The 23,915-nt window shown below is 51.7% G+C and carries 26 protein-coding genes; 14 read left to right on the top strand and 12 right to left on the bottom strand.

Going from position 1 to position 23,915, the window contains the following annotated elements; all coding sequences use genetic code 11:
* Positions 1–128: 128 nt before the first annotated feature.
* Positions 129–668, top strand: coding sequence for a gamma carbonic anhydrase family protein (locus MD588_RS21920; RefSeq protein ID WP_265699878.1), 540 nt, complete (start codon positions 129–131; stop codon positions 666–668).
* A 3-nt stretch (positions 669–671) separates the two neighbouring features.
* Here the strand turns inward: MD588_RS21920 and MD588_RS21925 are convergent, their stop codons facing one another.
* The 4 genes from MD588_RS21925 to tsaC form a co-directional block, all read right to left on the bottom strand.
* On the bottom strand, positions 672–935 hold the full coding sequence (locus tag MD588_RS21925; protein ID WP_265699879.1) for a DUF1488 family protein: 264 nt from the start codon (positions 933–935) through the stop codon (positions 672–674).
* A 2-nt stretch (positions 936–937) separates the two neighbouring features.
* On the bottom strand, positions 938–1,771 hold the full coding sequence (gene aroE, locus MD588_RS21930) for a shikimate dehydrogenase (RefSeq protein ID WP_265699881.1): 834 nt from the start codon (positions 1,769–1,771) through the stop codon (positions 938–940).
* 73 nt (positions 1,772–1,844) lie between these two features.
* A complete protein-coding gene (gene hemF / locus MD588_RS21935) occupies positions 1,845–2,750 on the bottom strand; it encodes an oxygen-dependent coproporphyrinogen oxidase (RefSeq protein WP_265699882.1) in 906 nt (301 codons plus the stop codon).
* 7 nt (positions 2,751–2,757) lie between these two features.
* On the bottom strand, positions 2,758–3,315 hold the full coding sequence (gene tsaC / locus MD588_RS21940) for an L-threonylcarbamoyladenylate synthase type 1 TsaC (protein WP_265699883.1): 558 nt from the start codon (positions 3,313–3,315) through the stop codon (positions 2,758–2,760).
* Between the two features lie 206 nt (positions 3,316–3,521).
* Here tsaC and purE point away from each other — a divergent pair, with 206 nt between their 5' ends.
* Together purE and MD588_RS21950 are read left to right on the top strand one after the other, a co-directional pair.
* Positions 3,522–4,010: a 5-(carboxyamino)imidazole ribonucleotide mutase gene (gene purE / locus MD588_RS21945; protein ID WP_265699885.1), complete on the top strand. Its 489-nt coding sequence runs from the start codon at positions 3,522–3,524 to the stop codon at positions 4,008–4,010.
* The gene (locus MD588_RS21950) at positions 4,011–5,126 is read left to right on the top strand and encodes a 5-(carboxyamino)imidazole ribonucleotide synthase (RefSeq protein WP_265699886.1); all 1,116 of its coding nucleotides are present in this window, start codon (positions 4,011–4,013) and stop codon (positions 5,124–5,126) included.
* Between the two features lie 83 nt (positions 5,127–5,209).
* Here the strand turns inward: MD588_RS21950 and MD588_RS21955 are convergent, their stop codons facing one another.
* The 4 genes from MD588_RS21955 to MD588_RS21970 are packed head-to-tail and all read right to left on the bottom strand — an operon-like array spanning position 5,210 to position 8,457.
* Positions 5,210–5,767: a DNA topoisomerase family protein gene (locus tag MD588_RS21955; protein ID WP_265699887.1), complete on the bottom strand. Its 558-nt coding sequence runs from the start codon at positions 5,765–5,767 to the stop codon at positions 5,210–5,212.
* A 34-nt stretch (positions 5,768–5,801) separates the two neighbouring features.
* Positions 5,802–6,275: a DUF494 family protein gene (locus tag MD588_RS21960; protein ID WP_265699888.1), complete on the bottom strand. Its 474-nt coding sequence runs from the start codon at positions 6,273–6,275 to the stop codon at positions 5,802–5,804.
* 2 nt (positions 6,276–6,277) lie between these two features.
* Positions 6,278–7,372 (bottom strand): DNA-processing protein DprA, encoded by a 1,095-nt coding sequence (gene dprA / locus MD588_RS21965; RefSeq protein WP_265699889.1) that lies wholly within the window; start codon positions 7,370–7,372, stop codon positions 6,278–6,280.
* Positions 7,369–8,457, bottom strand: a complete 1,089-nt coding sequence (locus MD588_RS21970) for a LysM peptidoglycan-binding domain-containing protein (RefSeq protein ID WP_265699890.1) — start codon at positions 8,455–8,457, stop codon at positions 7,369–7,371. Before MD588_RS21970 ends, dprA begins: the two co-directional genes overlap by 4 nt.
* A 416-nt stretch (positions 8,458–8,873) precedes the next feature.
* Here MD588_RS21970 and def point away from each other — a divergent pair, with 416 nt between their 5' ends.
* The 5 genes from def (at position 8,874) to MD588_RS21995 (ending at position 14,719) form a co-directional block, all read left to right on the top strand.
* Positions 8,874–9,383 (top strand): peptide deformylase, encoded by a 510-nt coding sequence (def, locus tag MD588_RS21975; RefSeq protein ID WP_265699892.1) that lies wholly within the window; start codon positions 8,874–8,876, stop codon positions 9,381–9,383.
* A gap of 14 nt (positions 9,384–9,397) precedes the next feature.
* On the top strand, positions 9,398–10,342 hold the full coding sequence (gene fmt, locus MD588_RS21980) for a methionyl-tRNA formyltransferase (RefSeq protein WP_265699894.1): 945 nt from the start codon (positions 9,398–9,400) through the stop codon (positions 10,340–10,342).
* Between the two features lie 121 nt (positions 10,343–10,463).
* The gene (rsmB, locus tag MD588_RS21985; RefSeq protein WP_265699895.1) at positions 10,464–11,741 is read left to right on the top strand and encodes a 16S rRNA (cytosine(967)-C(5))-methyltransferase RsmB; all 1,278 of its coding nucleotides are present in this window, start codon (positions 10,464–10,466) and stop codon (positions 11,739–11,741) included.
* A 149-nt stretch (positions 11,742–11,890) separates the two neighbouring features.
* Entirely contained in the window at positions 11,891–13,267 is a 1,377-nt protein-coding gene (trkA, locus tag MD588_RS21990) for a Trk system potassium transporter TrkA (protein WP_265699896.1), read from the top strand.
* A gap of 6 nt (positions 13,268–13,273) precedes the next feature.
* Positions 13,274–14,719: a TrkH family potassium uptake protein gene (locus tag MD588_RS21995; protein ID WP_265699897.1), complete on the top strand. Its 1,446-nt coding sequence runs from the start codon at positions 13,274–13,276 to the stop codon at positions 14,717–14,719.
* A 67-nt stretch (positions 14,720–14,786) separates the two neighbouring features.
* Here the strand turns inward: MD588_RS21995 and trhA are convergent, their stop codons facing one another.
* The 3 genes from trhA to MD588_RS22010 all read right to left on the bottom strand — a co-directional run bounded on the left by trhA (position 14,787) and on the right by MD588_RS22010 (position 17,198).
* A complete protein-coding gene (trhA, locus tag MD588_RS22000) occupies positions 14,787–15,446 on the bottom strand; it encodes a PAQR family membrane homeostasis protein TrhA (RefSeq protein ID WP_265699898.1) in 660 nt (219 codons plus the stop codon).
* Between the two features lie 139 nt (positions 15,447–15,585).
* Positions 15,586–16,374 (bottom strand): sporulation protein, encoded by a 789-nt coding sequence (locus MD588_RS22005; protein ID WP_265699900.1) that lies wholly within the window; start codon positions 16,372–16,374, stop codon positions 15,586–15,588.
* Between the two features lie 146 nt (positions 16,375–16,520).
* The gene (locus MD588_RS22010) at positions 16,521–17,198 is read right to left on the bottom strand and encodes a FadR/GntR family transcriptional regulator (RefSeq protein ID WP_265699901.1); all 678 of its coding nucleotides are present in this window, start codon (positions 17,196–17,198) and stop codon (positions 16,521–16,523) included.
* A gap of 388 nt (positions 17,199–17,586) precedes the next feature.
* Between MD588_RS22010 and MD588_RS22015 the strand changes: the two genes are divergently transcribed.
* The 6 genes from MD588_RS22015 (at position 17,587) to MD588_RS22040 (ending at position 22,273) form a co-directional block, all read left to right on the top strand.
* Complete coding sequence (locus MD588_RS22015; protein ID WP_265699902.1) at positions 17,587–17,772, top strand: hypothetical protein; 186 nt, start codon at positions 17,587–17,589, stop codon at positions 17,770–17,772.
* Between the two features lie 159 nt (positions 17,773–17,931).
* On the top strand, positions 17,932–18,198 hold the full coding sequence (locus MD588_RS22020; RefSeq protein WP_265699903.1) for a YihD family protein: 267 nt from the start codon (positions 17,932–17,934) through the stop codon (positions 18,196–18,198).
* Between the two features lie 245 nt (positions 18,199–18,443).
* Entirely contained in the window at positions 18,444–19,874 is a 1,431-nt protein-coding gene (gene ccoG, locus MD588_RS22025) for a cytochrome c oxidase accessory protein CcoG (RefSeq protein ID WP_265699905.1), read from the top strand.
* Between the two features lie 173 nt (positions 19,875–20,047).
* Positions 20,048–21,037 (top strand): serine/threonine protein kinase, encoded by a 990-nt coding sequence (locus MD588_RS22030; protein WP_265699907.1) that lies wholly within the window; start codon positions 20,048–20,050, stop codon positions 21,035–21,037.
* Positions 21,038–21,109: 72 nt separating this feature from the next.
* The gene (locus MD588_RS22035; RefSeq protein WP_265699908.1) at positions 21,110–21,712 is read left to right on the top strand and encodes a DsbA family protein; all 603 of its coding nucleotides are present in this window, start codon (positions 21,110–21,112) and stop codon (positions 21,710–21,712) included.
* A gap of 81 nt (positions 21,713–21,793) precedes the next feature.
* Positions 21,794–22,273 (top strand): DUF523 domain-containing protein, encoded by a 480-nt coding sequence (locus MD588_RS22040; protein ID WP_265699909.1) that lies wholly within the window; start codon positions 21,794–21,796, stop codon positions 22,271–22,273.
* Positions 22,274–22,288: 15 nt separating this feature from the next.
* Here the strand turns inward: MD588_RS22040 and MD588_RS22045 are convergent, their stop codons facing one another.
* Positions 22,289–23,821, bottom strand: coding sequence for a YifB family Mg chelatase-like AAA ATPase (locus MD588_RS22045; RefSeq protein ID WP_265699910.1), 1,533 nt, complete (start codon positions 23,819–23,821; stop codon positions 22,289–22,291).
* Positions 23,822–23,915 lie beyond the last annotated feature (94 nt).

Here is a 23,915-nt window from a genome sequence, read left to right on the forward strand (position 1 = left end):
AGGCTTTTTGAAATAAATCTGTCATTTACGTTCAAGCGCGCAATTATCGAACAATCACGCGTTTTTTGATGCAAATCACACCATAGCTTCGCTATTCTCATTCATATAAATAATAAAAGGGCACTACCATGTCATCTTCACTCCGTCCCTATAAGGGGATTTACCCGACACTCGCAAATAATGTGTACGTTGACGACTCCGCCGTATTAGTCGGTGATATTCAACTAGGGAATGATGCGAGCATTTGGCCTCTTGTTGCAGCTCGAGGTGATGTTAACCAAATAATCATTGGTGCGCGGAGTAATGTACAAGACGGTTCAGTCTTACACGTTACCCGTAAAACCGCAGATAACCCGAATGGCCACCCTTTAATTATCGGAGAGGATGTGACGATTGGCCATAAGGCAATGCTACATGGTTGCCAGGTGGGCAATCGTGTTTTGGTGGGGATGGGGGCAATTTTATTAGATGATGCGATTATAGAAGAGGATGTCATCATTGGAGCAGGGAGTCTTGTTCCACCAGGGAAGCGGTTGAAAAGTGGTTATCTATATATAGGCAGTCCGATAAAACAAGCACGTCCCTTAACAGATAAAGAACGTGCTTTCTTAGCAGCCTCGGCTGATAACTATGTTCGACTTAAAAATGAATATCTCGCTGAGCAGTAAAGCTTAGCCTATCTCGATGTCGCCTTCGGAATTGAACGCTTCCTCTTCAATCATTGCTTCTGCCAGCTCTTCTAAGTCAAACCGGTTGGCAGAAAAGGCCGCAAGAATATCGGCTTCTTCGATCAGTGTCTGTTCTGATCTCTTTTGTAGCCACGATAAGCTTACCCAGCATGTGATCAGGGCGCCGGCCTGCTGGGCAGGAAAGTTAACGGCTTGCCTCTGGTCATCCCATAGCTGGATATCAGCAAATAAAATATCTTGATTCATTATTATTCCTGCAATAAACGACGTAATTCATTTTTAACCTGTTTGGCGCCAGGACGGATACCTCGCCATAACATAAAGCTTTCCGCCGCCTGACCCACCAGCATACCTAATCCGTCTAAGGTCTTTCCGGCTCCCAAGTCACGCGCCCACTGGTTAAAGGCCGTAATCTGCGAACCATACACCATGTCATAGCAGGTGACCTCTGGTTTTATGATTCGCTCGGAGATATCGGGCAGCTGGCCACTTAATCCCGCTGAAGTCGAGTTTATGATCACATCAAACTCAGGCTGCTCAAGTTCAGATAATCCTACCGCTTGAATATTGCCATAAGCGGCAAATAACTCGGCCAACTGCTCGGCTTTTTCTAATGTACGGTTGGTGATCACCAACTTGTCTGGCTCTTGTGCCAATAGAGGCAGAATGACACCACGCGCTGCACCACCAGCGCCAATCAACAGAATACGCTTTCCAGATAACTCAACCTGATTTTGCAGCAGATCCTGTACCAACCCCTCGCCATCGGTGTTATCTCCTAGAACGGCACCGTCATCGAGTTTTTTCAGTGTATTGACCGCTCCCGCCAACTTTGCCCGTTCTGTCAGCTGAGAGGCATACTGGTAGGCATCTTCTTTAAACGGTGCGGTAATATTGCAACCACGGCCTCCCATGGCAAAGAAGTTATCCGCCGCAACCTTGAAGCCATCGACGGGGGCCAGCTCCGCAGTATAGCTCATCGATTGTGAAGTCTGGCGGGCAAACAAGGTATGAATCAAAGGGGATTTACTCTGGGCAATCGGATTGCCGAAAACAACGTACTTGTCCATGTGGCTATGCATTCCAAATAAAACAGGGTCGATAAATCGACCCTATCATTGCTGTTAAGCAAGCTCAAACCTTTCGTCGCCAGTGTTACCAATCACGCGGCTTGAGATAATTTTCATACAAATCGGCTTCCGGTGTTCCTGGCTCAGGCTCATAGCAATATTCCCAGCGTGCCAGAGGCGGCATCGACATCAGAATAGACTCTGTCCGGCCACCACTTTGCAAACCAAACAAGGTGCCACGATCATAAACCAGGTTAAATTCAACATAACGTCCGCGGCGGTAGAGCTGGAATTCCCGCTCACGCTCACCATATGGGGTAGGGTGGCGCTTCTCAACAATTGGTAGATAGGCTTCGATATAACCATTACCCACAGCCTGCATATAGTCGAAGCTCTTTTCAAAGCCCCACTCATTGAGATCATCAAAGAACAGCCCCCCCACACCGCGGGTTTCGTTGCGATGTGGCAAGAAGAAATACTTATCACACCAGTCTTTGTGCTGCTGGTAAACATCCTCACCATAAGGGGAACACAGCGCTTTGGCGGTATCGTGCCAATGCTGGCAATCGTCTTCGAACGGATAGAAAGGAGTCAGATCAAAACCGCCACCGAACCACCAGACCGGCGCTTCTCCTTCCTTTTCGGCAATAAAGAAACGGACATTGGCATGTGACGTCGGCACATAAGGGTTATTGGGATGGATCACCAAAGAAACGCCCATTGCCTCAAAGCTACGTCCCGCCAACTCAGGGCGGTGCGCTGTCGCCGATGCCGGCATTTTAGTACCAAAAACATGGGAAAAGTTAACCCCGGCTTGTTCAAAAACCCGGCCCTGACGAAGTACCCGGCTCCGGCCACCCCCACCTTGCTCTCGCTCCCACTGTTCCTGTTCGAACACAGCCTTGCCGTCTTGCTGTTCAACAGCCTGACAGATGCGATCCTGAAGATCTAACAGAAACGCCTTCACCGCTTGTTTACTGACATCTTGCATATTGTTTTTATCCTTGACGGAAAACTTTCCCGGTCTTGGCATCACGGATCTCAGAAGGATTCTCTCGACCTCCTGTTTCCCCCTGCAGAATCGCCGGTAAATACTGACCGAGCTGCTTTTCTACTTCTTCAGCCGTACGTCCCGGCTCCTGACCGGTCAGGTTGGCGCTGGTCGAGGTCAGCGGCTTGCCAAACTGGCGACACAGCTGCTGCACCAGCGGGTGATCGGTAACACGCACAGCAATAGTATCAAACTGCCCGGTTAGAAAGCTTGGCACCCCCGGCTTGGTTGGCATTACCCAAGTTACAGGGCCTGGCCAGCTAGCCTGAATACGCTGGAGCTGTTCAGCAGTTAACTGGCTGTCATCGATATAAGGTGTCAATTGCTCATAATCAGCAGCGATTAAGATCAACCCTTTTTCAACTGGACGCTGTTTTAACGCCAAGAGTTTCTGAACGGCTTGTTCATTGTCAGGGTCGCAACCCACTCCAAATACTGCCTCAGTCGGATAAGCAATGACCTCACCTTGCTGCAAAGCAGCAATCACTTGCGCTAGATTTTCCACAATTTCCTCATTCGTGATCCCAGCAAATGCCAGATTTAACTATTTGTTTACCTATCATACCGAGTCAAGTCCCTTAACTCTACGTTGATAATAGAATGAAACAAAACCACCAAGGCAAACGTTTGCGTTAGTGTTTGAACATCGTATAATGCACCGCACGAGATTCAAATCATGCCTTTATTTTATGCAACCCTAAGGAGATCGGGATGAAAGTTGGGATTATCATGGGCTCAAAGTCTGATTGGCCAACCATGCAGCATGCCGCAGAGATGCTAGACCGCTTCAATGTGCCTTATGAAACCAAAGTGGTTTCCGCTCACCGTACTCCACACTTACTTGCCGAATATGCAGAATCAGCCCAAGAGCGTGGGATCAAAGTCATTATTGCCGGCGCTGGCGGGGCTGCGCACCTGCCAGGAATGACGGCAGCCTTTACCAGCCTGCCAGTACTTGGCGTCCCCGTTCAATCCCGCGCCTTAAAAGGTATGGACTCACTACTTTCCATCGTGCAGATGCCAAAAGGTGTCGCGGTCGGTACCCTGGCAATTGGTGAAGCCGGAGCGGCCAATGCCGGCTTGCTGGCAGCCCAAATCATCGGCACGCAAGACACTAACGTGATGACTGCTATTGATGCATTCCGTAAAGAGCAGACCGATACGGTACTAAGCAACCCGAATCCGGCCGAGGACGCATAGATGAAAGTATTGGTGCTTGGATCCGGGCAGCTAGCGCGAATGATGGCACTGGCCGGGGCTCCGTTAAATATTGAAGTGCTGGCCTACGACGTTGGTACTGGTCATGTCGTCCACCCGTTGACCCAACAGGTGATGCTGAAAGGACTGAACACCGCCATTACCTACGCCAATGTGATCACCGCAGAATTTGAACATATCCCTCACGATATCCTCGATGCCTGCGAAGCGAGCGGCAAGCTGCTCCCCACCACCACGGCAATCAAAGCCGGTGGTGACCGGCGTTTGGAAAAAAAACTGCTTGATCGTGCCGAGGTTGCCAATGCGAAGTACCAGCTGATCAACAACCGTGACGACCTTGAGCGCGCTATTGAGACCGTCGGCATACCGATGGTGCTGAAAAGTGCACTGGGCGGTTATGACGGGAAAGGACAATGGCGGTTAAAATCTTCCCAAGATATCGAGCCTGCCTGGCAGGAAATCGAAACCTTCCTAACGGCAACACCTGACCAGGCCATTGTGGCTGAAGAGTTTGTCCCTTTTGACCGTGAAGTTTCCTTGATCGGGGCCCGCGGCAAAGACGGCAGTATCGCAATCTATCCTTTAACGGAAAATATTCACTGCAATGGGGTACTCGGTTTATCTGTCGCTCAAGAAGAAAACCAGGCTCTACAAGATCAAGCTGAAAGCATGTTCCGGGCACTGGCGGGATCTCTGAATTATGTTGGCGTATTGGCCATTGAGTTCTTTGAAGTTGAAGGCAAGCTGCTGGTCAATGAAATTGCTCCCCGTGTACACAACTCTGGCCACTGGACCCAGCAAGGGGCCGAGACTTGTCAGTTCGAGAACCACCTAAGGGCGGTCTGCGGCATGCCGCTTGGCAGCATGGCATTGATACGCCCAACGGCCATGGTCAATATTCTTGGTGAGGACAGCCTCGCTGAAGCCGTGATGACCCTGCCACAGTGCCATCTTCACTGGTACGGCAAAGAGAAACGTCCGGGCCGTAAAATGGGCCATATTAATGTTTGCGCCAGTTCTTCAGCGGAACTAAAAACAACCCTCACAGAATTAGCCGGTTATTTAGACCCAGCGGCATTTCCTGCGCTTAACCAGTAACGTTGCGGATCCCCCACCCATAAACAGAAAAAGCCAGCTGATGCTGGCTTTTTCTTTGCGTGACAATGATCGGAACGAGGCGATTAGTCTTGATAGGCGTGGCACTTTCTATCGGCGCACTGGCGCTTAATGCCGCTTGCCAACTTCTTCTCGATCAGTAGGCCAAATCCGCACTGCTGGCACTCCCCGGCAATCGGCGGGTTATTAACCGCAAAACGGCAGGCAGGGTACTGATCGCAAGCATAAAAAATCTTACCGTAGCGGGACTTTCGCTCCATCAGATGCCCCTTGCCGCAAGCAGGGCAGGTCAACTTGGTATCTTCGGCTTTTTTTTCCGGCGACTCGATATGCTGGCAAGCAGGATAACCCGCACACCCGATAAACATACCGTATCGTCCCTGGCGTAGAAGCAGCTCGTCACCGCAGTCAGGGCAAGGCTTGCCTAAATATTTAACCACATGGCCGTCATTGTGATTCAGCGGCTTGATATAATCACATTCAGGGTAGCCGGCACAGCCCAGAAAAGGGCCACGCTTACTGTTGCGAATGACCAGCTCAGCGCCACACTGAGGGCAGCTTCTTTCCTGCTCCAGCGCATGTTCATGAGCTGAAAACAATTGCTCGTTAATTTTACCAGACATACAACTCTTTCATTCGCCTACCAAGAGGATTTTATCAATGAATATAACCGTCTTCAGCACCGTAAAGTAGCTCTTCCATCTGGCTATAGGCACTTTCATTTCCCGGCGCATTAAATAGCACCATCAAAATGATCCACTTCAGGTCGTCAAGTACAAACTCTGCGGTATCTAGCTCCATCACCCGGTCAATCACCATTTCACGGGTATCAGCGCTGAGGACATGGATTTGCTCAAGGTAAATAAGAAAGCCACGACAAACCGTATCCAGCCGAGCCATTTCTTGTGAGGTATATACACGAATAGACGTCACTGCGCTGTTATTCATGTACGGGGTATCTTCAGTTTCTTGCAATGCAGCCAGTTTCTCTAACCATGTCAGAGCTTTATAGATATCTTCCTGATGAAAACCTGCACGTAGCAGTTCTTCAGAAAGTTCGTCCTGATCAACCAGCAACTCCACATCGCTGTGGATATAGGTTTCAAACAGATACATAAGGATATCCATCATAACTAGCTCCTCCTCGTTCTGATATAGCCACCGGGCACTGTAGTGACAACACCTTGCAATTCCAATTCCAACAATTGCATCATTACTTCATGTACGGGTTGTTCACAGCGTTCAGCAACCACATCTACGGGTGTTGCTTCATTGCCTACGTTAGCCAACACCGCTGAAAATGGCAATTCTTCATTTTCAGGTTGTGGCAACGACGAGTCTAACTGGTTATTTTTCACACACTCCGTAAGGCTACCTACCTCTTCAAAGATATCGACCGGGCTTTCTACCAATTTAGCACCAGATTTGATTAATGCATTACAACCTCGGCTACCGGGGTAATGAATAGAGCCGGGGAGGGCAAAAACCTCCCGACCTTGCTCCAGGGCATAACGCGCAGTGATCAAAGAGCCACTTTTTTCTGCCGCCTCGATCACTAATACGCCAACCGACAGTCCGCTGATCACTCTATTACGCCGCGGGAAATTCTGTGGCCGCGGCTTTTCATCGGGCCAGAACTCCGATACCAACGCTCCCTGCTCAACAATTTTACTGGCCAGCTCACGGTGACGGGCAGGGTAGACCTGATCCAGCCCCGAACCGAGCACGGCGATCGTGGCACCACCATTTTTCAAAGCACCATAATGTGCCTGGCCATCGACCCCCAGTGCCAATCCGCTGGTTACCACATAATTGGCGGCCACCAGCGAAGCGGCAAATTCATAGGCGGATTCACGACCATCAATACTTGCCGAACGACTACCTATGACCGCCAACTGCGGCTCCCACAACCAATGAGGCTCTCCACGGACAAACAGCAGGGGCGGGGCCGACGAAATTTCTTTCAACAGGGATGGATAGCCAGGCGAGTCCAGCGTCAAAATCGTCTGATGCTCATGCTCCGCCCATTTCAGACAAGCATCAATGCGTTGGTAGCACGGGTGTAACAGACTAGCAATTTGCTGAGGCTTAAGCCCTATCGCTTGCAGTTGCTCCGCCGTCATCTGGCGCACTTGGCGAGGAGAGGCATATTGCAGCAACTGACTGATACGGTTACCCCCCAAGTAGGGAACGGCGGCCAGTACCAGCCAGCTTTCCAGCTCACTCATCGCGAGACTGTAGCCAAAGACGAAATATGGGGTGGCAAAGCAAAAACTCCGGGACGAAACGGCTCCGTCGCATTCGTCACGACCGCCAAGCTGAAATACTCATATGCTCGAATCACCATCACTTCGCCAATTGGCACATCGCTCAACTGATATTGTTCCGAGCGATAGCTGTTTTGCTGGTATTGATAATCGCCCTTATCACCTAATATTTTGGCTCCTGGACGGTATAGCTGAAAAACATGACCTGCAGACACCCTATCCAGATGGCCGCGGTCGAGAACCACAACCTCCGAAGTCGCGATATAAGCCTGCCCCTCAAGGTGTCCCAGTACGGTGGCCTGAATCTCTACCGGCGGCTCTGACGGCGCAAAGCTCAAATCCATTTCAACTCCCGGCAAGGGGGCTGGCAACAACACATCATTCTGGCGGATTTCCTGGCGAAGTGACTGCACCGTCATCCGGGAGGTACCACCCTCCGCCACGGCAACTTTGACCTTGGCGATTTCCTTCAGAGCCAGTACCTCAGCTTGCTTCACCCCATCGCCCAGTTTCTCGGTGCGGCTAAACGGAATATCCGGCCGAAACACCCACCATTCTTCACCACTTTCCAATACGGTATCCACCCACACCGTGTCTCTCGGTGCCATATAACCTTTTTCATCACTTTCCCCCAATACCCGCGGCAAGCGATCGAGGTTGGCTGGGGCCAGCAACTTATGCTCGGCCAGGTAGGGAAAAATCAGCGACTCCTGCAAGGTGGTGATCGGTGAACGCTTAATACGAATGCTCGGGGACAGTTTGACGGTTCTCTTTAACCTTAGCTGCGGCTGTCCATCAACCCAGACCAGATGTAGCAGATCACCTGGATAGATTAAATGCGGATTCTTGATATAGGAATTGGCCTGCCACAATTTGGGCCATAGCCAAGGGTTCGACAAGAAATGAGCCGAGATATCCCACAAGGTATCTCCCTTTTTTACGGTATAGACCGACGGGATATCTTTCTTGATGATTGGCTGAGCAGAGCTGCCCCAGCTGGCGGGAATAGAGCACACAAGTGCAAAGAATAAGACAAGCAGCCTCATGTTATGCCTTCCTTGGACATCATAGTGGCACGACCAACTGAACCCGAGTCCAGCCTACGGATTGATAGCTCCCAGTCGCAGGCCGGTGAGCGAGCCAAACAACCGAGAAAGGCTAAAGCTAGCAGGTTGTCACCGCCCTCTGTATATGTCTACGGTCACATAAAAGCAGCACCTGACTTTTTCGGCCCAGTTCACTTTTCAACGACCTTCCTTTCATTTGCCGGAAAACAATTTTGCTCCGGACTAACAATTCCGTTGTTATAAAAAGACGTCATCGAGTGCAAAGATTGGTTGCCAGTCACCCGGCCAACAGTCACCAAATCCCGTCGAGTGCTGTTATTTGATCTTTAAAATGACTAGAATTAGAGCAAATAAGCTACGTTAGTTTTCAGCACTGTCTATTTTTACGAGTACCTATGTCTGTATTGCAAGTATTAACATTCCCTGATGAGCGCCTGCGTACCGTTGCTAAACGGGTCGAAGCAGTAACACCTGAAATCCAAAAAATCGTCGATGACATGCTGGAAACCATGTACGACGAGGAAGGCATTGGCCTAGCGGCAACCCAGGTCGATATTCATCAGCGTATCGTAGTGATCGACCTGTCGGAAGAACGCGATCAGCCAATGGTGCTTATCAACCCTGAAATCACCGAGAAACGCGGCGAAGACGGTATTGAAGAAGGCTGCCTGTCTGTACCTGGTGCCCGAGCTCTGGTTCCGCGAGCTGCGGAAGTCAGCGTCACAGCTCTTGACCGCGACGGCAACGAATTCAGTTTTGAAGCCGATGATCTGCTGGCTATCTGTGTCCAGCATGAACTCGATCACCTGGCAGGCAAGCTATTTGTTGATTACCTGTCGCCACTGAAGCGCCAGCGCATTAAGCAAAAGCTGGAAAAAATTAAGCGTTTTAACGACAAACACTAATAATCGAGGCTACCTTGAGCAAACCATTACGTATTGTATTTGCTGGTACCCCAGACTTCGCCGCCCGTCACCTGGCGGCGTTGTTGTCTTCACAGCATGAAGTTATTGCCGTCTACACCCAACCGGATCGTCCGGCAGGCCGCGGCAAAAAATTAACCGCCAGCCCGGTAAAAAATATCGCCCTTGAACACGATATTCCGGTGTACCAGCCGGCCTCGCTGCGCAACGAAGAAGCACAGCAGGAGCTTGCTGCACTGAATGCCGATATCATGGTCGTCGTCGCGTATGGCCTATTGCTGCCAACCGAAGTGCTGGAAACACCAAAACTGGGTTGTATCAACGTCCATGGCTCAATCCTGCCACGCTGGCGTGGTGCGGCCCCGATCCAGCGCTCTATCTGGGCTGGAGATCAGGAAACCGGCGTCACCATCATGCAGATGGATGAAGGCCTGGATACCGGCGATATGCTCAAAATTGCGACCTTGCCTATCGAGGCAACCGACACCAGTGCCACCATGTATGAGAAACTGGCTGGACTGGGTCCGGGTGCGCTGGTTGACTGTCTAGCTGACATCGCGGCAGGTACTGCGGTACCGGTTAAGCAGGATGATGCCCAGGCCAACTATGCCAAGAAGCTTAGCAAGGAAGAAGCCAAAATTGACTGGTCGATGGATGCCGCGGCGCTTGAGCGTTGTATCCGTGCCTTTAACCCTTGGCCGATGAGCTACTTTGTCGTTGCCGAGCAAAACGTCAAGGTATGGCAGGCAAGTGTCGAAACAGACAACCAGGGCAAAGCACCGGGTACTATTCTGGCAGCTGACAAGCAAGGGATCCTGGTTGCTGCCGGAGAAGGCGCACTTCGCCTGATCGAGCTACAGCCACCGGGAAAGAAAGCCATGAAAGCGCAGGATTTATTAAATTCGCGCCGCGACTGGTTCGAACCCGGCACCGTACTGTAATGCCGAAGCCAGTGCCTGCACTGGCTTTTCTTTTCCGCCTCACGGAAACGCAACTATTCTGTCGGTCACATCGAGTGCAAACTGCCCAAGACGTTACCGGAAACAACATCAGGAAATCCGAATGAATGTAAGAGCCGCTGCAGCCAAGGTGGTCTATCAGGTTGTTGATCAGGGCCAATCCCTTTCTAATGCCCTGCCGGCAGCCCAACAAGATATCAGAGAGCGTGACCACGCCCTGCTACAGGAAATCTGTTATGGCGTACTACGCTGGCTGCCTCGCCTGGAATCAGTCACCAACCAACTGATGGACAAACCGCTCAAGGGCAAGCAACGGGTTTTCCACCACCTTATCCTGGTCGGCCTGTATCAGCTGGGCTATATGCGTATTCCTGCCCACGCCGCTGTTGCCGAAACGGTAAATGCCACCAAGGATTTGAAAAAACCGCAGCTTCGCGGTCTGATCAATGCCGTACTGCGTAACTACCAGCGTCAGCAGGAAAGCCTCGATGCACAGGCAATCAGCCATGATGCAGGTCGATACGGCCACCCAGGCTGGCTGCTGAAACTATTGAAGCAAAGCTACCCCGAGCAATTCGAGTCCGTCGTTGACGCCAACAACACCAAGGCGCCGATGTGGCTGCGGGTAAACCGTCGTCATCACAGCCGCGACGAATACCGCGAACTACTGAATGCCGAAGGTATCGACACAGATCTTCACCCCGAGGCACAGGACGCACTGCGCCTGCACCGCCCGTGCGATGTCAGCAAGCTACCTGGTTTTGCCGATGGCTGGGTTTCGGTTCAGGATGCGGCTGCACAGCTTTCGGTCGAGTACCTAGCCCCGCAAGCCGGCGAACTGATCCTCGACTGTTGCGCCGCCCCGGGTGGCAAAACCGCCCATATCATGGAGCGCCAGCCGGATACCCAGGTGGTCGCCATTGACTGTGACGAACACCGTCTGGCCCGCGTACACGATAACCTCCAGCGCCTTAACCTAGAAGCCCAGGTGCTGTGTGCCGACGCGCGTCACCCAGAACAATGGTGGCAGGGCGAGCAGTTTGACCGTATTCTCCTGGATGCGCCGTGTTCCGCGACAGGCGTGATCCGCCGTCATCCGGATATCAAATGGCTACGCCGTGCCGATGACATTGATGCGCTGGCTCAACTGCAGGCAGAAATTGTCGATGCAATGTGGCAGCAGCTAAAGTCTGGCGGCACTATGGTATACGCGACCTGCTCAATCACCCCACAGGAAAACAGCGAGCAGGTCAAAGCCTTCCTCAGCCGCACGGCTGACGCCGAGCTAATTGGCAGCGATATCGCCCAGCCAGGTCGTCAGATCCTGCCTGGCGAACATGATATGGATGGCTTTTACTACGCCGTATTACGTAAAGCCTAATAGAAAAAACTAAATCCTTCTAAATCAGAGGCTTTGTGTATAGCCTCTGACGAGAAGCGTAGTAATCTAGGGCCAGTTAACCTTTCCTCGCCTTTTCTGGTGTTGAAAGATAAACAGGCCCTAAGGCAGAAAACAATCAGGCACATGCTATGAAAATTATCATCCTTGGCGCGGGACAAGTCGGTGGCACACTGGCCGAAAACCTCGTCGGTGAAAACAACGATATAACCATCGTCGATAAAGATCCCGAGCGTCTGCGCGAATTGCAGGACAAATATGACCTGCGCGTAGTACAGGGTTTTGCCAGCCACCCCCGTACCTTGCGGGAAGCCGGAGCTCAGGATGCTGACATGCTGGTTTCGGTCACCAACTCTGACGAAACCAATATGATCGCGTGCCAGATTGCCTTTACCCTGTTCAATACCCCGAACCGAGTGGCACGTATTCGCTCTCCCGAGTACCTGAAAGAAAAAGAACAGCTGTTCCAATCTGATGCCGTTCCAGTCGATCACCTGATCGCACCGGAAGAGCTGGTGACGGACTATATCGAAAGCCTGGTTGAATACCCGGGAGCCCTGCAGGTTGTCAGCTTTGCCGAAGACAAGGTCGGCCTGGTTGCGGTAAAAGCCTATTACGGGGGACCGCTGGTCGGTAATGCGCTTTCGGCCCTTCGCGAGCATATGCCGCATGTCGATACCCGAGTTGCCGCGATTTTCCGTCAGGGGCGGCCAATCCGTCCACGCGGTACCACCATTATCGAAGCCGATGACGAGGTCTTCTTCGTCGCGGCCAGCAACCATATCCGCTCGGTAATGAGCGAGCTGCAACGCCTGGAGAAGCCTTACAAACGCCTGATGATTGTTGGCGGCGGTAACATTGGGGCCGGCCTGGCTCGCCGCTTGGAACAGAGCTACAGCGTGAAGTTGATAGAGCGCAATCCGGAGCGGGCCGAGAACCTGTCAGAGATGCTGGAAAATACCATTGTCTTCTGTGGCGATGCCTCCGATCAGGAACTGCTAAGCGAAGAGCACATCGAGCAGATTGATGTCTTCATTGCCGTCACCAACGACGACGAAGCCAACATCATGTCGGCGATGCTGGCCAAGCGGATGGGTGCCAAGAAAGTCATGGTACTGATCCAGCGAGGCGCCTATGTCGACCTGGTTCAGGGCGGTACGATTGATATTGCGATCTCGCCACAGCAAGCCACCATTTCCGCGCTGCTAACCCACGTGCGCAGAGCTGATATCGTCAATGTATCATCACTACGTCGCGGTGCGGCAGAAGCCATTGAAGCCATCGCCCACGGCGATTCGAGCACCTCGAAAGTAGTTGGCAAGGCCATTGGTGAGATCAAGCTCCCACCGGGTACCACCATCGGTGCCGTGGTTCGTGGTGATGAAGTACTTATCGCCCACGACCGTACAGTTATCGAGCAGGACGATCACGTCGTGATGTTCCTGGTTGATAAGAAATATATCCCAGACGTAGAGCGCCTGTTCCAACCAAGCCCGTTCTTCCTGTAAAAAATTATGGTCAATTACCGTCCCATTTTATTTGTCATAGGGCTGGTCTTATCCAAGATCGCCCTGTTTATGTACGTACCGACCCTGGTAGCTTTTTTCACCGGGACCGGGGGGTTCATTGATTTTGCCGCTGCAGTGCTGATCACCCATTCAGTCGCTTTTCTGTGCCTGACGTTTGGCCGGACTACCGAGTTCAAACTGGGGGTACGGGATATGTTCCTGATCACTACCCTGGTATGGACCATTGCCAGCGCCTTTGCCGCCCTGCCGTTTGTGTTCATTAACCATATCAGCTTTACCGATGCCTATTTCGAGACCATGTCGGGGATCACCACGACTGGCTCCACCGTGCTCAGCGGACTGGATAATATGGCACCGAGTATTCTGCTGTGGCGCTCCACCTTGCAGTGGCTAGGCGGGATCGGTTTTATCGTGATGGGAGTTGCTATCTTACCGATGCTGAATGTCGGTGGTATGCGGCTATTCCAGACCGAGTCTTCCGACTGGTCCGATAAAAGCTCACCGCGAACCAAGAGCGTGGCCAAGAACATCGTCAATGTCTACCTAACCCTAACCGGGCTGTGTATTCTCGGCTTCATGCTGGCGGGGATGAATACCTTCGATGCCATCAACCATGCGTTTACCACGTTGTCGACAGGTGGCTACTCCACCTCCGACGGCTCAATGAATCACTTTTCCAACAGTGCCCACTGGGTTGCAATCGTGTTCATGTTTGCCGGCGGCCTGCCATTCTTGCTGTTCGTCCAGGCACTTAGAAAGAAAGAGCCGACGGCGCTGCTTAGCGATGCCCAGGTACGCGGTTTCACCCTGCTGGTATTCAGTGCCGGGCTCGCCGTTGCGCTGTGGCTAACCTGGCAGCTTGACTACCGGTTCATAGATGCCTTCCGGGTCTCGCTGTTCAATATCATCTCGGTGGTAACCACTACCGGATTCGGTCTCGAGGACTTCACGGCCTGGGGCCCGTTCCCGACCATCATTTTTGCCTTCGTGATGCTAGTTGGCGGTTGTTCCGGCTCGACGGCAGGCGGGGTTAAAATATTCCGTTTTCAGGTCGCTTTTGCCCTGCTGCGCAAGCAGATGATGCAGCTGATCCATCCATCAGGGGTATTTATCCAGCGCTATAACGGCCGCCCGGTCACCGACGGGATCGTCCGCTCGGTTGTCGCCTTCGCCCTGACATTCATCATTACCATAGTGATTGTGGCTGCGATACTCGGCCTGCAAGGACTTGATGCTGTGACCAGCATTACCGGGGCAGTCACCGCCGTGGCCAATGTCGGCCCGGGGATGGGGGATGTGATCGGCCCGACCGGTAACTTTGCCACCCTGCCAGACTTGGCCAAATGGACCCTGAGCTTTGGGATGCTGATGGGTAGGCTGGAAATTTTGACCGTGCTGGTGGTGTTTTTCCCCGCCTTCTGGCGCAACTAGTCTGTAGGTTGATAGCAAAAAAAAAGAGAGAGCCATTGGCTCTCTTTTTTTAATTGTGCTTATCGACCTATATCGGTTGGACGTAATAATAAATCGCCAGGAAATGACACACGGTTCCGCCCAGTACAAACAAGTGCCAAATAGCATGGTTGTAGGGAAGTCGCTCATTGACATAAAACACAACGCCCAGCGAGTAGATAATGCCACCGGCGGCCAGCAGGATCAGCCCACCAGTCGACAATGACAGGGCCAGCTGGTAAATCGCCACCAGCGACAGCCACCCCATGGTCAGATAGGTAGCCAAGGACAGCCGCTTGAACCGATAGACAAAGATAATCTTCAGCACAATACCGATAAACGCCAGCCCCCAGATCACCGCCATCAGGGTGATAGCCAGCGGGGTACGCAGCGAAATAAGCAAAAACGGGGTATAGGTACCGGCAATCAACAAATAGATTGCACAGTGGTCAAGTGTTTTAAGAGCGCGCTTGGCCCGCTCGAAAGGGATTGCATGATACAAGGTTGAGGCAAGATACAGCAGGATCATGCTGCCGCCATATATACTCAAACTGGTGATGCTCAGTAAATCAGCATTGGCATCGATGGCCTGCTTCAAGAGCAAGTCCAGCCCGACGATCCCAAACACCATCCCTAATCCATGGCTGATACTGTTCGCCACTTCTTCAGCTACAGAATACCCGGATTCTGATGCCATACTCTTAGCCATCTTTGCCTTCCCACAATAGAGTTAAAGCTCAACATATAACCAAGTATGGCACAGTTTGGCGTACAAGTGTAAGCCGAAATTAACCAAGGCAGTCACTAATATTGCGGATACCGGCTGCGCTCGATACTTTCACATCGTATCAAGTGGTCTGATCCAGGAAATCCAGTACTTGCTTGCCAGCTTGATCCGGGCTGGCCGTCGCCGGGACATGACAGTAGCGCTCAAGCTCGCCGCGACCAAGAAAGCCAGATAACATGCCGGAAAGACCATTGAGGCGACGATCAACCTCGAACCACAACTGGAGGCCGTCACTGTCACGGTAGGCCACGACTTCCAGCTCTCGCCAGCGTCCGTGGTAAGGGCCCGATACCGGAACGAACTCGAACTCCTGAACAAAGGGCAGGGCAAAACCGCTGGCCGCTTCGCACTCCACCAGGCGAATGCGCAAACCGGCCTGCTCCAGCGCCGAGAATATGCCATCCATCAACGGATCCGGTCTTACAGTCAAAATATCTTTATCTTTGGGATCAAAGGCCAACGGAATATCGAGGTGGGTTTCCAGCCATACCTTGGCATCACCTATAGTGATCGGGGTATTTAACGGCAGTGCCAGCTCAGCATCAAAATGACGATCCTCATCGGCTTCGAGGGTAAACGCGTAGGGTAGCGACCAGCTTGCTAGGGTACAGGTCTGCTGGACGATTTCTTTGCGGTGTTGGCTATCACCCCGGCTGGATTCGACTTCCTCTTCATAACTACAACACAGGAACAAGTGAATGTTATCGATCGTTTGTGCTGTTTTTCCTCCCTTGACCTGAATCACCACAGGCAAACTCTCGCCAGGGATCAACACGTCACGCTGCAATACAGTATCCACCTTCGCCGCCCCGATTCCGAGGCTGGCAAGACTTTTTCTAAACAAAGACATACTGACTCCTCTATCCACAAACCAAGCTATGAAACTAGTTTATAGTGCAGTGAATGACATTCAGCTGCAAGTAGTAAACAGTCAAAGGTCTGGATGAGTAGACATAAAAAAACGGAGCCTCTGCTCCGTTTTCACTAACATCAATATTATTTCAGCAAGTCTATTGTTGCCTGGCGCGCCATCTCTGGATCTCTGGCCAAGATACCGTCGACAATCCGCTGGTGGATATCGAGCTTAAGCAGGCGATCACGGGTAATGATCCGGAAATAGCTTTCAAACACCGCCTTGAACAAATTACCGAACGGGCTAATAAAGTGGTTACCCGAAGCGAAATAGATCAGCTGATGGTAGCGGGTATCCACTTCAATCCACTTTTCCTGATCGAATTCTTCACCCAGATTATACATTTCTTCCATCAACGCCTGTAACTCAGCGCGGTCTTCGTCACTGGCATTAATAGCGGTTAAAGCTGCCGCTTCCGGCTCTAACGTCATTCGTACCTGCTGGAACTCATTGACCAGTTCAGCATGCTGATCAAAATTCAGCCATGCCAGTAAGTCCTGATCGAGATAGTTCCAGTTTCTTTTGGGTAACACCCGGGTTCCAATACGCGGGCGCGGAAGTACCATGCCTTTTGCCGCCAGCATTTTGATCGCTTCACGGACGGCGGTACGGCTCACCCCATACATCTCGCCCAGCTCGACTTCCCCCGGCAAGATATCACCCGGCACCGTTTCACCACGTAAAATTCCTTGGCCAATAGATTCTGCCAGTTTATAAGATAAGTTGCGCTTGGTTACCAACTGCTGCTGATCCCGATCCATTCATTCCCTCCAAGGCTGTTCTTATAATATACCCAAGTAATTTCAAGTTGCAGAAACAAGCACCTTGAGGTCATTGGGTATTTTTGCCAACTACGCGCATTAGACCACAAAGCCACCGTTGTGAAACGGCTTATCTTCACAGTTGCCGATTTAACTAACACTTTCTTGCTTTCCCTTCGTTTCCAGCAGGTGAAAAAGTACCATTAAGGGATAAATTAATACTGATTAATATTCACTCGACTTCAGATCAGCTTGCTGCTATCCTCGCCGGCGAAAAATAATCAAACAGCCCAATATTTCCGCATAGGATCGGCTTTGCCAACAAACAAGCACTGCGGATATATTTAATTTAATTATGGCCACGGATGCGCCTGACAATAGGTGAATAATGCGCCCAGCATCTTCCGTCAGGTATGTAAGTACCCCTCGTAGTCCATCACGTTTACGTGCAACCTCCCATGCGCCCACTTTCAAGACAAAGAAAGCGCCACTACACACTGCAGATGTTCATACGATGCCAGCCCCAGGACCTGTGATTGCCGAAGCCCGTTCAGACAACGAACAAGCTGCTTAACGGTTCACATACTTTGCTCAAAGGCAGCCGACAGGCTGCCTTTTCTTTTATTCCCGAAGGCAGTTTGTATCAATGCCCGGTTTGGGGTAGTTTACCCGTACTAAAACTATGACTATAGAATCGCCAGCGATTCACTCAGCCCAAATTGTGGAGTTAAGAATGAAAACCCATCGCGTCAACGAACTGATTGAACTATTACATCCTGAATGGCAAAAAGATCCGGATCTCAACCTCGTCGAGTTCCTGCTGAAACTGGCTGAAGAAGCAAAATACCAAGGCAAACTGGAAGAGCTGACCGATGACGTGCTGATCTACCACCTGAAAATGCGCAATAGCGATAAAGAAGCAATGATCCCGGGTATCGCCAAAGACTGCGAAGATGACTTCAAAACCGCTATCCTGCGTGCTCGCGGCATCATCAAGTAATCCCCCCAATGGCCGAGCCCAATGCTCATGGGTTCGGTCACTGCTTTCCAATCTGTTATAGCCTGCCAACACTCCATCTGTACCTGTTACTCAAACTATGACCTTGTTAGAGTAATAACAAAAGCACCTGTTATATAATCTCCTGATAACATCTGTTTGCTAATTACAACATTATCGGTCAGGCAATGTACCGGCCGACACCTCTAACTATATTTAAAGTAGAGGCACCCAAGGAAAGTAATGTCATGAGCCAAGAGAAAATCAAAATAAAGGATGTCACACCGCAACAATTCAACCCCAGGACCCACAAAGGCAATTCCGACCGTTTCAACCCCAGCAACCGTATTTATGTCCGAGCAGTTAAAGGGATCTACCAAAAGCTAAGACAAAAGATGGGCTGGCTGCTCATGGCGCTCTTTATAGGCCTGCCCTGGATCCCCTACGGCGACCGCCAGGCTATCTTGCTGGATATCGGTCAGCAGCAATTCAACTTTTTTGGCACCACACTGTGGCCTCAGGATCTTACTCTGCTGGCGACCCTGTTTATGATCGCGGCCTTTGCCCTCTTTTTTGTCACCACTTTTTTGGGCCGGGTCTGGTGCGGCTACTTCTGCCCGCAAACCGTGTGGACCTTTATCTATATCTGGTTTGAAGAAAAACTCGAAGGCTCTGCCAATAAGCGACGCAAACAAGACAGCATGAAGCTGACGGGTAAGCTGCTCGGCAGGAAAATAGCCAAACATGCGGCATGGCTGGCGGTAGCCCTCGCGACTGGCCTGACCTTTGTCGGCTATTTCTTCCCGATCCAGACACTGGTGAGCGATTTCTTCACTTTCAATGCCAGTTTCTGGGCCGGATTCTGGGTACTGTTCTTCACCGGCTGTACCTATGCCAACGCCGGTTGGATGCGCTCGATTGTCTGCATTCACATGTGTCCGTACGCCCGCTTTCAGTCAGCGATGTTTGATAAAGACACCTATATCGTCGGCTACGACGTTGCTCGTGGCGAGGCGAGGGGGCCGCGTCCGCGCAAGAAAGATCCGAAGGTGCTCGGCCTCGGCGACTGCATCGACTGCAACCTATGCGTTCAGGTCTGTCCGACCGGAATTGATATCCGTGACGGTCTGCAGTACGAGTGCATCAACTGCGGTGCCTGCGTCGATGCCTGCGACCAAACCATGGAGCGAATGGGCTATGAAAAACGTCTGATAAGCTATACCACCGAGCATAAGATGGAAGGCCACAAAACCCATATTATGCGTCCGAAACTGCTCGGCTACGGTGCTGTTATGATAGCCATGATCGGCCTGTTCTTCTTCTTGCTGGCCTCGGTACAGCCAATGGGGCTGGATGTGATCCGTGACCGCAATCAACTGTTCAGGATAAATGCCGAGGGGCTGGTCGAAAATACCTATACCTTGAAGCTTCTCAACAAAACCCAGCAGCAAGCCGTTTACACCCTGACTGTAGAAGGTCTGGAGGAGATTGAGTGGTACGGCCCGCAGCAAGTCACGGTAGCAGCTGGTGAAGTCTATACCCTGCCAGTCAGCCTTGGGGTTGACCCTTATCTGTTGCAGTCTCCGATTGCCGATATCACCTTCATCATGGAGAAAGGCAAAGGGGATGAGAAAACCGAGCTAAGAACCGAAAGCCGCTTCATTGGCGAACTCCGCTAGCGAAGAGATTAAACAGCTAAGCTGTGCGTTAAGCAAAGTTATGTAAAAAAGGGCCGATAACGGTCCTTTTTCATTATGATGCTATATCCAAGTAAATCTCGCTGAAACGAGCATCTTGAGGTAGCTTGGGTATATACTGGCTGGCTCAAATCACTGGCTGCGGAATTTGTCATATGACACAACAAGATGGTTTTAGTTTTTCTGATCTGACTCCCGATCTGCTGCTCGATGCCCTCGACAGCATCGGTGTACGCGCAGAGTCAGGATTACTGCCCCTAAATAGCTATGAAAACCGGGTCTATCAGTTTAGCGCCGAGGACGGTGCCCGTTATGTCGCCAAATTTTACCGCCCTCACCGCTGGAGCAATGAGCAAATCCAGGAAGAGCATGACTTTACCCAGGAACTGATCGAGCAAGATATTCCCGTCGCCGCCCCAATTATCCATGGCGGCCAGACCTTGCATCACTTCCAGGAACACCGTTTTGCCTTGTTTCCAAGCCTCGGTGGACGCCAATTTGAGGTCGATAACTTTGACCAACTGGAATGGGTAGGACGTTATCTCGGACGTATTCACCAGGTCGGTCAACGTCAGCCATTTCAGCACCGCCCGACGATCAGTTTGGAGGAGTACCTCCACCAGCCCCGTCAGATCCTGGAAAACGCCAGCTTCATCCCTGAACACCTGAAAAATGTTTTCTTTGCCGATCTCGACTTGCTGATCAGGGAGCTTGATCAGCGCTGGCATAACGACTGGCAGTCACTGCGTCTGCATGGCGACTGCCACCCGGGCAATATTTTATGGCGTGACGGTCCGCTGTTTGTCGATCTTGACGATGCCCGCAACGGCCCGGCCGTGCAGGATTTGTGGATGCTGCTGAACGGCGAGCGCCACGATCAGCTGGCCCAGTTAGATACCATACTGGAAGCGTACAGCGAGTTTGCCGATTTCAATCAGAAAGAATTGCAACTAATCGAGCCTTTGCGCGGTCTTAGAATGGTGTACTACATGGCTTGGCTGGCCAAACGCTGGCAGGATCCGGCGTTTCCTCGCGCCTTCCCTTGGTTTGCGGATAACAAATATTGGGAAGGGCAGGTATTGGCATTCAAAGAACAACTGGCTGCACTTAATGAACCACCACTGCAACTGATGCCGCAGTGGTAACAACACAAAAACACTAACGGAACTAATAACCTCCGGTTATTTCAGTCCTTCTATCAGGGAGTAACTCGTAACATGTTTAAGAAACTAATCGCGCTGGCAAGCGTTGCCCTACTGTCTTTCTCGGTACAGGCAGCCAAGTTCACCGAAGGTGACTACTACAAAGTACTGGATCTGCCTAAATCCAGCACTCCTGTGGTCTCGGAGTATTTCTCGTTTTTCTGCCCGCACTGTAATACCTTCGAACCGATGATTCAGCAGCTAAAAAAACAACTGCCTGACAATGCCAAGCTCCAGAAAAACCATGTTTCTTTCATGGGAGGCGCTATGGGACCTTCTATGAGTAAAGCCTATGCGACCTCGGTGGTGCTGGATGTCGAAGACAAGATGGTGCCGGTACTGTTCGGCCGTGTTCACAATATGCAAAAACCACCACGCAACGACGAAGAGTTGCGTCAGATCTTCATCGATGAAGGTGTTAAAGCCGAAGACTTTGACGGTGCCTACAATAGCTTTGCGGTGAACTCGATGGTCAACCGCTCAAACAAAGCCTTCAAGGACAGCGGGCTAACAGGTGTACCAGCCGTTATCGTCAACAACAAATACCTGGTACAGACCGGCAAGATCAAATCGGCCGATGAGTACTTCGAGCTGGTTAACTTCCTGCTGAAAAAGTAAGTTGTCAGATTTGATTGATAAGGGCCTATGTGGCCCTTATTTTTTACCTAAGACTTTTTTTCCCCACAAGGAGCCCTTTCCGTGGAAAAAATCCTGATCAGTGCCTGCTTGTACGGCCATGCCGTCCGTTACGATGGCCAGGACAACCTCATCAATCATCCGCAGCTTGAGACCTGGAAGGCGCAGGGACGGCTGGTGGTACTCTGTCCCGAAGTCAGCGGCGGTCTTCCGACGCCCAGGCCACCAGCGGAGTGCCAGCCCAATGGCCAAGTGATCAGCATAGTAGGTGATGACTGTACTGCCGCATTTCAGGCCGGGGCACAACAGGCGGTCGAGCTTTGCCGTCAGCACCATATCAAGCTGGCATTGCTCAAAGAAAACAGCCCGTCCTGCGGCAGCCATTTCATCTACGATGGCCAGTTCAGCGGAACAAAAATACCAGGGCAAGGCCTTACCGCCGCCGCCCTGAAGGACAACGATATACAAGTATTCAGCGAGCACCAGATTGACGAGCTGACAGCCGCTCTTTCCACCCTGGAAGCCCTCAACCCCAGGAACTAGGATCCAGACTTTTTCCTAAACAACCTGGGCCGTAAGCTGCTTCAGCAACCGATCCATCGCGCGGTAACCCAACGCCTCCGCCAGATGTCCCCGCTCGATCTGTTCCTGGCCGGCCAGATCTGCAATCGTCCTCGCGACCTTGATGATCCGGTGATAGGCACGGATTGACAACCCAAGCTGGTGCAGGGCAGTTTCAAGAAACTGCGCATCGGCCTTGGCCAGCGCGCAGTGCGAGTCGAGCTCCCGGGTCGTCAACAGGGCGTTAACCTTCCCTGAACGGGCGAGCATACTATCTCTGGCCCGCAGGACTCGCGCTTTGATAACAGCACTTGACTCTCCACGGTCTCCCCCTTCCGCCAGTGTGCCGCGAGGCAGCAAAGGGATCTCTATCGACATATCGAAGCGGTCGAGCAGCGGACCGGACAATCGCCCGAGGTAGCGCAGGATCGCCTGCGGGTTGGTACGAGCCTGATTGCCTTCGTAATACCCCGTCGGACTGGGATTTAGTGCGCCGATCAACTGAAACCGCGCCGGAAAACAGGTTTTGCTGGTGGCGCGGGAAATCACGATTTCGCCGGACTCCAGAGGTTCACGTAGTGAGTCCAGTACCTTGCGTTCGAACTCCGGCATTTCATCCAGAAACAAGATGCCATTATGGGCCAGCGAGATCTCTCCCGGTCTAGGCACCGAGCCGCCACCTACCAACGCCGCCATCGAGCTCGAATGATGTGGGGTACGGAATGGTCTTTTGAGCCAATTACCTTCGTGCAATGCCTGCTGGGTCAGCGAAGCCACCGCTGCCGTTTCCAATGCTTCTTCCACGGCCATCTCCGGTAAGAGATCACCCAATCTCGAGGCCAACATCGTCTTACCGGTACCAGGTGGGCCAAGAAATAGCAGGTTATGGCCACCCGCTGCGGCAATTTCCAGTGCCCGCTTGCCTTGTTGCTGGCCAATAATATCTTGCATGTCACGGGACACACCAGGTTGCCTTTCCTCGCCCATCACCGTCCTACCACAGTACAGATCCAGCTGCCGCTGATCACACAACTGGCCGCATACGGCCAGAAGATCCGGCGCTGACTTATGGATCGCCTTTCCCACCAGGGCAACCTGTTCCCCATTGTTATCCGGAACAATCAGGCAACGTCCGGCCTGTTTCGCCGCCAGTGCTGCCGGCAATGCTCCCTTCACCGATCGCAGTTCGCCAGAAAGGGCCAACTCTCCTAAAAATTCATAATTTTGTAGCTTTTTTGCGGGTATCTGCTCGGAAGCAGCCAAGATCCCAAGTGCTATTGGCAAGTCAAAACGCCCTCCTTCCTTGGGCAAATCAGCCGGAGCCAGGTTCACTGTGATCCGCCTGGAGGGAAACTCGAAATTGGCGTTAACGATCGCACTGCGTACCCGGTCCCGAGCCTCCTTGACAGTCGTTTCCGGTAGCCCGACGAGAGTCAGGGCAGGCATCCCGTTACTAATATGCACTTCCACGGTCACAGGCGGGGCATCAACACCAACACAAGCTCGGCTGTGAACAATTGCAAGGCTCATAATTAATCACCTTTGATGATATTTCACACAAACACGTTAACAAAAGTTATTAAAATCGTTTCACAAATAGCCTATTTATGCAGATGGATTGCAA

It is taken from the genome of Photobacterium obscurum (assembly GCF_026191635.1).
GTDB classification, from domain to species: Bacteria; Pseudomonadota; Gammaproteobacteria; order Enterobacterales; family Vibrionaceae; genus Photobacterium; species Photobacterium obscurum.

Bases quoted from the DNA above. Each gene is read 5' to 3' on its own strand.
- MD588_RS21920 (WP_265699878.1), top strand. From the start codon at position 129: ATGTCATCTTCACTCCGTCCCTATAAGGGGATTTACCCGACACTCGCA.
- MD588_RS21925 (WP_265699879.1), bottom strand. From the start codon at position 935: ATGAATCAAGATATTTTATTTGCTGATATCCAGCTATGGGATGACCAG.
- aroE (WP_265699881.1), bottom strand. From the start codon at position 1,771: ATGCATAGCCACATGGACAAGTACGTTGTTTTCGGCAATCCGATTGCC.
- hemF (WP_265699882.1), bottom strand. From the start codon at position 2,750: ATGCAAGATGTCAGTAAACAAGCGGTGAAGGCGTTTCTGTTAGATCTT.
- purE (WP_265699885.1), top strand. From the start codon at position 3,522: ATGAAAGTTGGGATTATCATGGGCTCAAAGTCTGATTGGCCAACCATG.
- MD588_RS21950 (WP_265699886.1), top strand. From the start codon at position 4,011: ATGAAAGTATTGGTGCTTGGATCCGGGCAGCTAGCGCGAATGATGGCA.
- MD588_RS21955 (WP_265699887.1), bottom strand. From the start codon at position 5,767: ATGTCTGGTAAAATTAACGAGCAATTGTTTTCAGCTCATGAACATGCG.
- MD588_RS21960 (WP_265699888.1), bottom strand. From the start codon at position 6,275: ATGATGGATATCCTTATGTATCTGTTTGAAACCTATATCCACAGCGAT.
- dprA (WP_265699889.1), bottom strand. From the start codon at position 7,372: ATGAGTGAGCTGGAAAGCTGGCTGGTACTGGCCGCCGTTCCCTACTTG.
- MD588_RS21970 (WP_265699890.1), bottom strand. From the start codon at position 8,457: ATGAGGCTGCTTGTCTTATTCTTTGCACTTGTGTGCTCTATTCCCGCC.
- def (WP_265699892.1), top strand. From the start codon at position 8,874: ATGTCTGTATTGCAAGTATTAACATTCCCTGATGAGCGCCTGCGTACC.
- rsmB (WP_265699895.1), top strand. From the start codon at position 10,464: ATGAATGTAAGAGCCGCTGCAGCCAAGGTGGTCTATCAGGTTGTTGAT.
- trkA (WP_265699896.1), top strand. From the start codon at position 11,891: ATGAAAATTATCATCCTTGGCGCGGGACAAGTCGGTGGCACACTGGCC.
- MD588_RS21995 (WP_265699897.1), top strand. From the start codon at position 13,274: ATGGTCAATTACCGTCCCATTTTATTTGTCATAGGGCTGGTCTTATCC.
- trhA (WP_265699898.1), bottom strand. From the start codon at position 15,446: ATGGCTAAGAGTATGGCATCAGAATCCGGGTATTCTGTAGCTGAAGAA.
- MD588_RS22005 (WP_265699900.1), bottom strand. From the start codon at position 16,374: ATGTCTTTGTTTAGAAAAAGTCTTGCCAGCCTCGGAATCGGGGCGGCG.
- MD588_RS22010 (WP_265699901.1), bottom strand. From the start codon at position 17,198: ATGGATCGGGATCAGCAGCAGTTGGTAACCAAGCGCAACTTATCTTAT.
- MD588_RS22015 (WP_265699902.1), top strand. From the start codon at position 17,587: ATGCGCCCAGCATCTTCCGTCAGGTATGTAAGTACCCCTCGTAGTCCA.
- MD588_RS22020 (WP_265699903.1), top strand. From the start codon at position 17,932: ATGAAAACCCATCGCGTCAACGAACTGATTGAACTATTACATCCTGAA.
- ccoG (WP_265699905.1), top strand. From the start codon at position 18,444: ATGAGCCAAGAGAAAATCAAAATAAAGGATGTCACACCGCAACAATTC.
- MD588_RS22030 (WP_265699907.1), top strand. From the start codon at position 20,048: ATGACACAACAAGATGGTTTTAGTTTTTCTGATCTGACTCCCGATCTG.
- MD588_RS22035 (WP_265699908.1), top strand. From the start codon at position 21,110: ATGTTTAAGAAACTAATCGCGCTGGCAAGCGTTGCCCTACTGTCTTTC.
- MD588_RS22045 (WP_265699910.1), bottom strand. From the start codon at position 23,821: ATGAGCCTTGCAATTGTTCACAGCCGAGCTTGTGTTGGTGTTGATGCC.